The organism is Microbispora amethystogenes (genome assembly GCF_016863015.1).
Classification (GTDB): Bacteria; Actinomycetota; Actinomycetes; order Streptosporangiales; family Streptosporangiaceae; genus Microbispora; species Microbispora amethystogenes.
In genome coordinates this window covers 58,114-69,657 of the sequence record NZ_BOOB01000008.1, presented here as the reverse complement: position 1 = coordinate 69,657, position 11,544 = coordinate 58,114, and the positions used below count along the sequence as shown (strand labels likewise).

The 11,544-nt window shown below is 62.5% G+C and carries 12 protein-coding genes, 1 tRNA gene and 1 pseudogene; 11 read left to right on the top strand and 3 right to left on the bottom strand.

All coding sequences use genetic code 11. The features are described 5' to 3' along the window. The 4 genes from Mam01_RS05805 to Mam01_RS05790 all read left to right on the top strand — a co-directional run. Positions 1–189: hypothetical protein (locus Mam01_RS05805; protein WP_204284389.1), on the top strand; the 189-nt coding region annotated here is incomplete at its 5' end. Positions 190–660: 471 nt separating this feature from the next. Then, complete coding sequence (locus tag Mam01_RS05800) at positions 661–1,179, top strand: winged helix-turn-helix domain-containing protein (RefSeq protein ID WP_239101058.1); 519 nt, start codon at positions 661–663, stop codon at positions 1,177–1,179. Further along, positions 1,089–1,712 carry an IS630 family transposase gene (locus Mam01_RS05795; RefSeq protein WP_204284387.1) on the top strand — a complete coding sequence of 208 codons (624 nt, stop codon included), beginning with the start codon at positions 1,089–1,091 and terminating at the stop codon, positions 1,710–1,712. Before Mam01_RS05800 ends, Mam01_RS05795 begins: the two co-directional genes overlap by 91 nt. Positions 1,713–1,928: 216 nt before the next feature. Continuing rightward, on the top strand, positions 1,929–2,390 hold the full coding sequence (locus Mam01_RS05790; RefSeq protein ID WP_204284386.1) for a hypothetical protein: 462 nt from the start codon (positions 1,929–1,931) through the stop codon (positions 2,388–2,390). A 299-nt stretch (positions 2,391–2,689) separates the two neighbouring features. On the opposite strand, the gene Mam01_RS05785 is transcribed toward Mam01_RS05790, so the two are convergent. After that, positions 2,690–3,682 carry a hypothetical protein gene (locus Mam01_RS05785; RefSeq protein ID WP_204284385.1) on the bottom strand — a complete coding sequence of 331 codons (993 nt, stop codon included), beginning with the start codon at positions 3,680–3,682 and terminating at the stop codon, positions 2,690–2,692. Positions 3,683–4,016: 334 nt separating this feature from the next. Here Mam01_RS05785 and Mam01_RS05780 point away from each other — a divergent pair, with 334 nt between their 5' ends. Next, entirely contained in the window at positions 4,017–6,302 is a 2,286-nt protein-coding gene (locus tag Mam01_RS05780; RefSeq protein ID WP_204284384.1) for a P-loop NTPase family protein, read from the top strand. Between the two features lie 58 nt (positions 6,303–6,360). Here the strand turns inward: Mam01_RS05780 and Mam01_RS05775 are convergent, their stop codons facing one another. Next, positions 6,361–6,618 carry a hypothetical protein gene (locus tag Mam01_RS05775; protein ID WP_204284383.1) on the bottom strand — a complete coding sequence of 86 codons (258 nt, stop codon included), beginning with the start codon at positions 6,616–6,618 and terminating at the stop codon, positions 6,361–6,363. A 61-nt stretch (positions 6,619–6,679) separates the two neighbouring features. Between Mam01_RS05775 and Mam01_RS05770 the strand changes: the two are divergent. The 5 genes and pseudogenes from Mam01_RS05770 to Mam01_RS05750 all read left to right on the top strand — a co-directional run. Then, positions 6,680–7,369: pseudogene (locus Mam01_RS05770) on the top strand (FtsK/SpoIIIE domain-containing protein); the annotation flags it as partial. Next, complete coding sequence (locus tag Mam01_RS05765) at positions 7,366–7,557, top strand: hypothetical protein (protein ID WP_142652642.1); 192 nt, start codon at positions 7,366–7,368, stop codon at positions 7,555–7,557. The pseudogene Mam01_RS05770 and the gene Mam01_RS05765, both read left to right, overlap by 4 nt. Next, positions 7,554–9,113, top strand: a complete 1,560-nt coding sequence (locus Mam01_RS05760) for a replication initiator (RefSeq protein WP_204284382.1) — start codon at positions 7,554–7,556, stop codon at positions 9,111–9,113. The genes Mam01_RS05765 and Mam01_RS05760 overlap by 4 nt, the downstream gene beginning before the upstream one ends. 13 nt (positions 9,114–9,126) lie before the next feature. After that, positions 9,127–9,333, top strand: a complete 207-nt coding sequence (locus Mam01_RS05755; protein WP_239101056.1) for a helix-turn-helix domain-containing protein — start codon at positions 9,127–9,129, stop codon at positions 9,331–9,333. Beyond that, entirely contained in the window at positions 9,333–10,664 is a 1,332-nt protein-coding gene (locus Mam01_RS05750) for a tyrosine-type recombinase/integrase (RefSeq protein ID WP_204284381.1), read from the top strand. Before Mam01_RS05755 ends, Mam01_RS05750 begins: the two co-directional genes overlap by 1 nt. 104 nt (positions 10,665–10,768) lie before the next feature. On the opposite strand, the gene Mam01_RS05745 is transcribed toward Mam01_RS05750, so the two are convergent. Beyond that, a tRNA-Gly gene (locus Mam01_RS05745) sits at positions 10,769–10,839 on the bottom strand. A 117-nt stretch (positions 10,840–10,956) separates the two neighbouring features. Here Mam01_RS05745 and dcd point away from each other — a divergent pair. Then, complete coding sequence (gene dcd, locus Mam01_RS05740) at positions 10,957–11,532, top strand: dCTP deaminase (protein WP_150931084.1); 576 nt, start codon at positions 10,957–10,959, stop codon at positions 11,530–11,532. The last annotated feature ends 12 nt before the right edge of the window (positions 11,533–11,544 follow it).

Sequence of the window (11,544 nt, the reverse complement as noted above, 5' to 3'; positions counted from 1 at the left end):
ATCATCGCTGCAGCGATCCTGGGGCGCGACTGTGTCGTGTACGAGGGCGGCAACATAACAGAATGTGGTGGAGGGCTTTCGGAGGAAGAGATGTCCGCCGCATCGGGACTGATCGCACTGGTGATGCTTGCCATCCAGGTAGGGCTGATCGTCTTGGTGAGACGGCGCATCCGCTCTGGACCACAGTGAGGTTGTGTGGCTGGTGACAGATCGGCCCCCGTCGGAGCCAGGATTACCTGGTCTGGCACAAGAGTGAGAACAGGCCCAGAAAAGATCAAGACTGGGTCGGGAATCTCTCCCTGCACTGGGCCTTCGTGGGTGGAGCGGGTGACGGGAATCGAACCCGCGCTGTCAGCTTGGGAAGTCTTTCAAGATCACGCCGTCTGAGCTGGGCAGACACTGACCTGGGCGTATGGCGGTCGAGTCACCGTGAGTTCCCGCAGCTTCCCGCTGATCACCAACCGAACGGGCACGCAACGGGCACGCGAACACCAGGGCGTGCGCGCTGCGCCTCGTATCAGGACCCGGGACTGTCTTTCCCCTGTCCCCACTGTTAGAGACCTTCAATGGTGAGGGTTATATGGCCTGACCTCGGCGTGAGCTGGCAGCTGGTCGTCGCGGTGCTACCTGGGGTGCATGAGGTATCCCGATGGCGGTGGCTTGACCGCCGAGCAGCGATTACGTCGCGAGCAGGTGAGGCTGCAAGCAGCCGACCGCTTCGCCCAAGGCGCGAGTGATGCTCAGGTCGCGCGGGAATTTCGGGTCTCGCGGATGTCGGCCAACCGGTGGCGGCGGGCGCTGGAGGACGGCGGCCGCGAGGCTCTGACCAGCAAAGGGGCTGGTGGGGCGGTGTGCAAGCTCGACGACGCCCAACTCGCCCGCCTGGAGCAGGCCCTGGAGGAAGGGCCGATGGCGCATGGCTGGGATGACCAGTGCTGGACGCTGGCCCGGATCGCCGAGGTGATCGGGCGCCTGTTCCGGGTGAGCTACACCGTGGGCGGGGTGTGTTACCTGCTGCACCGCCTGGGCTGGAGCTGGCAGGCACCCTCCCGCCGCGCCGCCGAACGCGACGAGAAGGCCATTGCCGCGTGGAAGGACGAGCAGTGGCCGATCATAAAAGGCTGGCAGCGCAGCAGGGCGCGTGGCTGTGCTTGGAAGACGAGGCCGGCCAGACCCTGAGGTCACCGAGAGGCCGCACCTGGGGCCGCAAGGGACACACACCGATCGTGTCGCTGCCAGTCAAGGGCACCGGACGCGTGTCGATCGCCGGCCTGATCGCCACCCGCCCCGACACCCCACAGGCGCGACCGCGGCTGATCTACCGGCTCCGGACTCACCGGGGACGCAAGGGCGAACGCCGAGGGTTCTCCGAGGCCGACTACGCCGCGCTGCTTGACGCCGCCCATCAGCAGCTCGGTGGGCCGATCGTGGTGGTCTGGGACAACCTCAACACCCATACCTCTGCCGAGATGCGGCGCCTGGTCGCCGCCCGCCCGTGGCTGACGGTGTTCTACCTGCCCGCCTACGCCCCTGAGCTGAACCCGGTCGAGGGCGTGTGGGCGCACATGAAGAAGAGCCTGGCCAACCTCGCCATGCGTACTGTCGACCAGCTGGTCGCCCTGGTGAAGAACCGGCTCAAACGGATGCAGTACCGTCCCACCCTCGTCACCGGCTTCCTCGCCAAGACCGGCCTGGACTTCCAACCCCCGTAACCCCAGCCATTAAGCCTCTCTAAGTACTCAAGTTGCGGTCTCCTTCGCAGGACTCAAAGAAATCCCACGCCCAATAAAGCTACGTCCTGGAGACCTATCACTTGACTCAGGGGCATGTATAGGGGAGCGTATAAGGCGAGAGACGAAACGCAATGTATGTGCCCGTAGGGATGGGGCAGGCAAAATAGTCGAGCGGGGCGGATCGGAAGGACTGACTTGAAGCCAGGCGTTGAGTTTTACGCAACGGCGGCACAGGTAATCCCAGTCATACTGCTGACGCTCACACTTGAAGAGCGCTTCCGGGAGCCCCCAAAGGGGGTCACTCTGCGTGGCCTTAAGCGCGTCGAACTAAATAACATGGAGCGCGCATGGGCGAAAATTCTTCCAACAGTAGCTCTCGTGTTGGGCGAAACGGCTGCGATCGCCGGAACTGCAGGAATTACCAACGTGATTGCGACTCGTCTCGTCTTTTTCGGCCTGGGTATGGGAGGTTGGGCGCTGATACGGCCGCTTGTAGAAGGCTGGATTGATGAGATGAAGAATCAGGATCCCCCCAAGAACCTTTCACGCTGGGAGAAGTTCAGCTATCCTTTTGATCTCATGGGAACTGAATCGATTGGTCAGTTAGCTACCTTGGTGCCGATCGTAGCGATGATTTGGGCAATGCTTGTTGTTTAGGTAATTTAGTCCACGCAAGGTCGCTGCCCTACTAGAAAGGCTGTCAGCATTTGGTTGAACCTGATCTTTCGCGCGCATCGCGCGTACGACCCCGCCGCCTGATCACCCCGTCTGCCGTCGACCCGCCCGAAGGGGAAGCGGGCCAAGGCCGCCGGGTCCAGGTGGAGCGCCCTACTGGACGAACGACCTGGACCCGGCGGCCTTGGTCTGCTCGGCTTGTCCCGGGTCGATGTCGGACGGGGTGATCAGGTCCGTACCTCAGCCAGCTACGGCCGGCCATGGCGATCAGGCCTTGGTGATTACCCCGGAGTCGGAGTGCCCCCGCCGGAGGTGTCGCCTTTGGCGATTTCGGTTCGAATGCTCTCAAGCTCCTTAGTTAAACGATCATCGTCGAGGTCGCCACTCCAATGAATCCAGTAGACCTTGTTGGTGAAGACTTTTGTCAGCCCATCAATGATTCGCTGCGCTTCGCGCGTCAGTCTGGCGTTAGCTATAATAATTATTGAAATTTCCCCTGTAAAAGTATTCCTAAGTAGTAGATCGACGGCTGATGCCGGGATTGGTCGACTCGAACTGTAATGCTTCACGATTACGCCGAATGAATGTTGGTCTATTATCATTCGAGCATCGTAAGTGTCATCTCTGAACTCCGGCCAGACGGAGCCCAGGTAAGCCCATCTTAGGATGTCGAGAACGCGCTGTTCGTAGTCTCGTGCTTGTAGTCGCACTAGAGTATGTGTTGCGTTTTCGCCGGAACTGCGCTCGGTATAAACGTGAGGGACCCCTTTAGGGCTCCACTGCACAGTGATGCGAGGCGGTTCGCTCTCTCCGGCTCGTGCCCACTCCCAGCCGAGACGTGCACCCTCAGACAGGACACGCTCAAGTGCTGCTCTGCGGGTTTGCTCTGTCTTAAGTCGCCCTTCAAGGGCGCTGATTTGCTGCGATAGCTTTAAATGTTCCGAATCTGCTGAAGTGGTTTCATCGCCATTATTCTTTGCGTCGATAGCTTCAATGTTTTCGCTTGGGTTATCGAGAGAAGTTACCTGCGTGGCTTCTCCTAGCGCTTCTTCAACGGCTTCTTCCGCTCGACCGAGGCGGAGCTTCACACCTGCTGCTTCTGCTTCGAGGTCTCGGCGAAGGAGACCAGCGATCTGCTTTCGCAGGACGATGGCAATCGCTAGAACAACGAGCGGCCAACCGACAACAATCTTGAGGTACTCAAGGCCGAGTTTCCACCACTCCACGCGGAACAGAGTGCCTGAGGACTGTTTACCTGTCTGCTGCTTCCCCAAGTCGTTATGAGACCTCTACGCGGCCCGAGCTGCCGACGGCCGGGACCGGCCCCCAGGCCGCATGCCCGGCCGGCGAGCGGGCGCAGGACCGCGAGGCGGCGCGGAGCGCCGCCCTTGATTCTTATGAGCGCAACTCGGCAACAACTCCAGACTCACGCTAGCTGTTGGACGTTCGCGAGAGCCTCTGCCAGTGTCGTTCCGGGGTGCTAAGGCTCTCCCTAGATGGTTAGCCTCACAATGTCGCTCCCGCAGCGTACACTTGCGATCCTGCGCTGAATCACTACCGCCTGGCTTTGTGTCAGAAGGTTAAGCTCGATGCTACGCGGAGGCCGACATGGCTGGAACGCTTATTTATCGTCTGCACGTTGCTCACATCTATCAGCGCAGATTTGACTTGGCTGGCCTGGCTGAGGCGTTGAAATCTAGCCACTGGTACCTTATTACTCGGCGCCCAGCGGTCAAATTAGTTGCAGGATCCTTCAGATGTGACGACCACATTATTACGGCCGACTTTGTTACTCACGATAGCACTACCGGAATTGCCAACGTTCACACCTTGGGTGTAGATGTCCGAGGCCTGGGAGAGCTTAGCGACTTCCAGGACTACGCCGATGGCTCGTATTTCTCGTTCCGTGCAGGAGAGAGGCTAATTCATGGCGATTCTTGGGCGCTTGCCTCGCTTATGGCGGAAGCCCAGGGTGATATATCAAAACATGAGGTTCTCTATGCGGGACAAGCTTTTGGTGTCAATGCTTCAAGTAACGCATACGAGCGCACCCTAGCTCACAAGAAGCTTCAGCGAATTTATGAGGACCATGTTGATAGCGGTTATGAGATATTCGTAGTGCCCCTGAGTTGGAGTCACGCATCCTTCTTTAGTGACGATCACATTGATGATGTAGAAGATGGCCCCGACATGCAGGGATACTATGATAATTTCCTGACGCTAGACGGCCAAATTCTTCAAGCGTCAGTTGATTTAATCGAGCACAGTATTATTTCGCACTTCGCTCCACACTACAATCAGAAACTGAAAGAATGGCGTACGTCTAGGCCCACTGATGCTATGCGGAAAATGCGGTCGGCTGGTTTTCGTCTCCTTCATGTTCATTTAAGTGGCTGGCACGGCCTAGCGCGCTTCTTCTCGCCATTGGTGCCCGCAGCTCATCGAAGCCATCTTATCTCCCAGGACCTGCCTCCTGTTGAATTTGCAGACTCGGATGTCCTGCGCGGGATTTCTGCAAAAGAAATAAGTAACTGGCGTTTTGGGGCCTATTTGCTGCGGGAGGGGCAGGATATTGTAGCAAATCTGGCGGAGAACTCCGGTGCAGCCATGCGTATCTTCGGGGATGAGGCGCCTACGATCCGGAAGCCGCCCGGTGTTAAGCTCTCACAGTTCGCGATACCGGTGGATGCCTCCAACCATGACGCTATCAGAAGCGAGATTAACGAAGCCAGAGAACTTGAGCGCAAGGCGGAAGAGCCGCTCCCGCATCCTGGGGTGCCCACATACGACCCCTCCAAGGGCACAATTGAGGTTGGAGAGTACCAGGACGGTACGCGTGTTTACCTCCAGCTTCATGACCCCGCCGTCAGGGGAGTGAACTCGGTCCTCATCGTCGGCGATCCTGGGATGGGTAAGTCGAATGCCCTTTGGGTTCTAATGGTCGAGGCGTACGCCTCGGGAATATTCGATGTCATTCCAGTTGATCCGAGTAATAGCAATGACTTAGCTAGTATTGGCGACGTCATCTGCCCAGGCCTTCCCATTGCTGCTTCTGTCGACGATGCGGTACGCGTGCTCCAGGCCACGCTTGAGGTGGTATCCGCTCGCAGAGAAGACGGTGGCTACGGTATTCCGACTGTCCACAAACCTGGGCTCTTTATCGCGATTGACGACGCCGATGAGCTGCTGCTGGACGAGCGGGGATCCGCCTTGATCAGAGAGCTTTTGTCTTCCGGTCCTGATGAGGCGGTGGGGCTAATGCTGGTAGTCGCGGACATCTCGGCCGTCGAAGAGGACCAGGCTCTCATGAGGGCGTTGATGGCGTGCCCGAGTAGGTTTGTGTTCATGCCGAATGGCAACTACGTGATGGCTGACCTCATGGCGCGTTGTGGAGCGCCTAGACTAGAAACGTGGAACGGTGAATCCATAACATTAATCCTTCGCATAGGTCGGTCTGATGTAACCGTGGGATTGATTATTGGGATGTTCGATCCTGATATGGATCTTGCCGAAGTGAAGGCTTCTTGCGCCACGCATCTGGAACAAGTGAACCGGCCGATCGTAATGTGGGAGGATGTGGAGAATCCCGAACGTTGGCGGGCATGGGACATCAATGGTCGCGAGTTGAGTCTGTCGAAACATGATGACGCCTGGATCCTGGTCGTGGCTCTCTCTACAACCTCGATTGATAGGCTAGAAAGAGTCCCGGATGCTATCAAATGGGCGACTGGCGTCTTCGAGTATCGGTTCGATGGTGTACTGCTGCCCTGGCAGACCGGCCCGACTGTCGAGGGTGTTACGACTCTTTATGCCAACATTGAGGGTGAGATTGTGCCCAAGAATAACACGCTGGAATCCCAGTACCGGTTCCTCATTGAGCACTTTCACATGTAGTGCCACCGCTGCTGCTCCAGGCAGTTACTCCGATCGCTGACCTCTACACCCTCGCAGGTCAATCTAGGAGATCAGGGCGGTGAGCGGTGAGCGCGCGACGGGCGAGGGCGTATCGCTCATGGAAGTCTTTGGCGAGGGTTTCGCGGCGGTAGCGCTGACGTAGGACGCGGTCGAGGTCTCCGGCTCGGTTGACGAGGTCGGTGAGTGACTTTCGTTCGATGTCGAAGGCGGCCATGCCTTGCTCGACGGCTGCGTCAAGGTCTCCGCGTCGGGCGTGGACGATGCCGAGGTCAATGTGAGCGTCGGCGACTCGCATTGGCGCATTCGAGGTGCCATCCGGACGGGTGTGCATCTGGATCGTCTCCAGTGCGTGTTCCTCTGGAGCGACCGGAGCCGGTAAGGGCTCCTACCTGTGGTCAACAATCCGCGGGCTCCTCCCGGCGATGCGGGCGGGCCTGGTGCAGGTGTGGGCGCTGGACCCCAAGCGGATGGAACTGTCCTTCGGCCGAGCGCTGTTCGGCGCGAGATACGCGGCCGATCCGAAGGAGTGCGCCGATCTGCTCGATGAGGCCGTGTGCGTGATGCAGGCGCGGGCCGACCGGTTCGCCGGCCTCCAGCGCTCCCACACGCCGACCGTGGCGGACCCGTTCGTGTTGGTGCCCGTCGACGAGGTGGCGTTCCTGACCGCCTACCAGCCCGACAAGCAACTTCGCCAGCGGATCACGGCGGCCCTGGCCACGCTCACCACCCAAGGGCGCGCGGTCGGCGTCGGGGTCATGGCCGCGCTTCAGGACCCGCGCAAAGAGGTCATGAACATCCGCAACCTGTTCCCCGACAAGATCGCCCTCCGGCTGGACGAGAGCGAACAGGTGGACATGGTCCTCGGCGACGGCGCCCGCGACCGGGGCGCACTGGCCGACCACATCTCACCGCTCCCGGAGCTGGGCGCGGGCGTCGGCTACGTCCGTCTCGAATCCAGTCCTGATCCGGTGCGGGTGCGTGCGGCCTACGTCTCTGACACGGATATCCGGGCGATGGTCGCCGAGTACGCGGGGGAGGGCCGATGATGCGCCTGGCCCACATCCTCGACGGACTGCGCTGCTCGGGCTGCGGCGCCCTCGATGTGCTCTGGCTCGACCCCGTGCGCGGCATCGTCGAATGCCACGAATGCGGCGAAAAGGCCTCGGTGATGGTCGATGGCCTCGGCCCGGCCGACCTCCTCGACCCCGTCGGCTCCTGGGACGGTGACCGGTGACCAACGCGCACGACCGCTCCACACCCCGCGCCGTCCGGATGGCACAACCGCTGGCCCGTGAGGTCGTGGAAGAGATCGCCAAGCAGTACGGCGTCTGCATCCGGCCCGTCCCTCTCCGGCGGCAGGACATCCTCACCGGACAGGTTGAGGTCATCGACGTCCCCTGCGGCGCCACCTTGGAAAGCAAGTGCCCTCCGTGTGCCAAGCGCAACCGGCAACTCCGGCGGGCGCAGTGCCGGGAGGGCTGGCACCTCGACCACGAACCGATCAACCTGCCCGACAACGCCGATGACTATCAGCGTCACCTCGTGGAGCTGCGGGCCGACGTCCAAGCCTGGCGAGATGAGGTCGAAAAGGCCGGCGGCGACACCACCGACCTGGACGCCGCGATCGAGGACCTGGACGAGGAGATCAACGCTGCGGGCATGCGCGGCAACGTCCTCGGCCGCACCTCCGGCAAGCGCACGCGGTCAACGAAGCGGCGGCAGGATGCCCCGGACCTGCCGAAGCGGCAGATGACCAAGACCACCCTCGGGCGGACCTTCACCGGCTCGGACGGCAAGACCTACCGGCCCTCAATGTTTGTCACCCTCACGCTGCCGTCGTACGGGCGAGTACTGGAGGGCGCACCCCTCGACCCGGACGCCTACGACTACACGCGGGCAGCCCGCGACGCACTGCACTTCTCCAAGCTCGTCGACCGCTTCGTGCAGAACCTCCGCCGGGTCGCCGGGTACGACGTGCAGTACTTCGCCACCGTCGAACCACAGAAGCGGCTCGCACCGCACCTGCACATGGCGATCCGCGGCACCCTGCCGCGTGCGGAACTACGGCAGATCATCGCGGCCACGTTGCCGGTGTGGGAGGACGGGGCCGGCTACCTCGACCCGACCACGGGGGAAGTCCTGCCAACCTGGGAACAGGCCCTCGACGCCCTCGACGCCGACGAGGACGCCGAACCCCTGCACGTGCTGCGCTTCGGCGACCAGCTCGACATCAAAGGCGTCCTCGCCGGGACCCCGGATGCCGACCAACTCATCGGGTACCTGTCGAAGTACCTGACCAAGAGCCTCGGCGACGCCCTCGGCACCGACGACCCACGCCGGAAGGCTCACGCCGAACGGCTCCTCGACGCGCTGCGGTTCGAGCCGTGCTCGCCGACCTGCCCGAACTGGCTGCGGTACGGGGTGCAGCCCAAGGGCGCCAAAGCGGGGATGGCTCCGGGCCGGTGCAAGGGCAAGGCACACAAGCCCGACCACCTCGGCTACGCGGGCCGCCGCGTCCTCGTCTCGCGGAAATGGTCGAACAAGACCCTGACCGAGCACAAGCAGGACCGCCGCACCTGGGTCCTGGAAGCCCTCGGCGTCGAAGACGAGCCGGTTGATCCCCACCGCTACCTCTGGAAGCCGGTCAAGCCCGGTGATCCCGAACTCGCCCCGATCGGCGTGCGTCTCCTGCGGTCGGTTCACGAACGCCAGCGCTGGCGCAACCACATGAACCAACTCCAGGCCCAAGCAGAGGGCCGAGATCTTTCGGCAACTCAGTCCGCCGCGTGAAGGGAGGAACACCTTGGATCAACTGCTCACTGTGCCGCAAGCGGCGGCCCACCTGAACACCTCGGTTCGCTTCGTCCGCCGCCTGGTGGCCGAACGGCGCATCGAGTTCGTGAAGGTCGGTCGCCACGTCCGCATCTCCGAGTCCGCACTGACCGCATTCGTCGTCGCGGGCACGGTCGCGCCCCTGTCGGCCCATGACGTCACCGGAAGGGCGGCCTGATGGCCAACAAGGACGGTCACCGCCGTTTCGGCAACATCCGGAAGCTTCCCTCCGGGCGTTACCAGATCCGCTATCCCGGCCCCGACGGACAGATGCGCTCCGGGGCCGAGACCTATGAACGCAAGAGTGACGCCGAGCGGGCGCTGTCCCTTGTCGAAGCTCAGATCATCAAGGGGGAGTGGACCGACCCCGATCGTGGCAAGGCCAAGCTCCGCGACTACGCCGAGAGCTGGATCTCCCAGCGCCCTGGCCTGCGTCCCCGCACTGTCGATCTCTATAGCTGGCTGCTCAAGAAGCACATCACGCCGCACCTCGGCGGGGTCCAGCTCGGCAAGCTCTCGACGGCGATGATTCGGCAGTGGCGATCCGACCTGCTCGGCAACGGCGTCTCGGTGTCCATGGCAGCCAAGGCATACCGGCTGCTGCGGGCCGTGCTGATGACGGCGGCCCAAGAGGACCACATCATCCCGCGCAACCCGTGCCGAATCCGCGGGGCCGGCGACGAGCACGCGCAAGAGCGTCCGGTCCTCACTGTGGCTCAGGTCTTCGACCTGGCGGACCGGGTCGGCCGTCGTCCTGTCGGCAACGTCCGCAAGCTCACGGGCAACGCCTATCGGCTGCGCTTCCAGCGGCACGGGGAGATGCGCACCCTTCCCGAGGCCTTCACGACTCGCCCAGAGGCCGAACGAACGCTCTGGGCGATGGGGATGGACGGGCGGGCCGACTGCACCCAGGACAGGCGTTTCCGCGCCCTGGTCCTGCTCGCCACCTTCGCGAGCCTGCGATGGGGTGAGGTGAGCGCCCTTCGCCGCAGTGACCTCGACCTGGACGCCGGGACCGTGCGCGTTCGGGCGGCCTTCGTCGAGCGCTCCACGGGTGAACTGGTTCTCGGGGCGCCCAAGTCCAAGGCGGGTCGGCGTGTGGTCGGCATCCCCCAAGGCATCGCTCCGGCCCTGCGTGAGCACCTGGCGACCTACGTGCAGGACGATCCGGGCGCGCTCCTCTTCCCCGGTGCCAAAGGCGGCCCGTTGCGGCGTAGCGGCTTCAACACCCGTACGCGCTGGGTGGACGTGGTCAAGGAGATGGGTCTCCCTGGCCTTCACTTCCATGATCTGCGTCACACTGGAAACATGCTCGCCGCCGAGTCGGGCGCGGGGCTCAAGGACCTCATGGCCCGGATGGGTCACGACAACGTCCGAGCGGCGATGATCTACCAGCACGCCGTACGGGGTGCCGACAAGACGATCACGGACGCCATCGACCGGCAGATCATCGGACGCGATGACGACGAGGACGACGGCCCGGCCGGGCTGCTGGCTCCGGTGAGCTGATCAAGGGCTAATGGCACGCTAATGGCACGCGAAGATCAAAGCGCCCCGAAAACAATCAAGGCCCGGGTCTGGATTTATGTCCTGACCTGGGCCTTCGCACTGAGAGCGGGTGACGGGAATCGAACCCGCGCTGTCAGCTTGGGAAGCTGATGTTCTGCCATTGAACTACACCCGCGTGACGGGCTGTGGAGCCCGTCGCTGCCCCTACTGTAGCGGATTCGGGGCGTGTTCCTGCAGTCCCGACGCGAAGATCCCCGGCACCGGCGCTCAACGGGCCTACTAGCCTGGCACCGTGCTGCTTTCCGATCGTGACCTTCGCGCCGAGATCGAGTCGGGCAGGGTGAAGCTCGACCCCTTCGACCCGGTGATGATCCAGCCGTCCAGTGTCGACGTACGCCTGGACCGCTACTTCCGGGTGTTCGAGAACCACCGCTACCCGCACATCGACCCGGCGATGGAGCAGCCCGACCTGACCCGGCAGGTGGAGCCGGAGGGCGACGAGCCGTTCATCCTGCATCCGGGGGAGTTCGTGCTCGCCAGCACGTACGAGGTGATCAGCCTTCCGGACGACATCGCCTCGCGGCTTGAGGGCAAGTCGAGCCTGGGCCGGCTGGGCCTGCTCACGCACTCCACCGCCGGGTTCATCGACCCCGGCTTCCAAGGGCACGTGACGCTCGAACTCTCGAACGTCGCCACGCTGCCGATCAAGCTGTGGCCCGGCATGAAGATCGGCCAGCTCTGCATGTTCCGGCTCAGCTCGCCCGCCGAGTTCCCGTACGGCTCGGACCGGTACGGCTCGCGCTACCAGGGGCAGCGGGGGCCGACGCCCAGCCGGTCGTTCCTCAACTTCCACCGGACGAGGATCTGAGCCGAACCACGC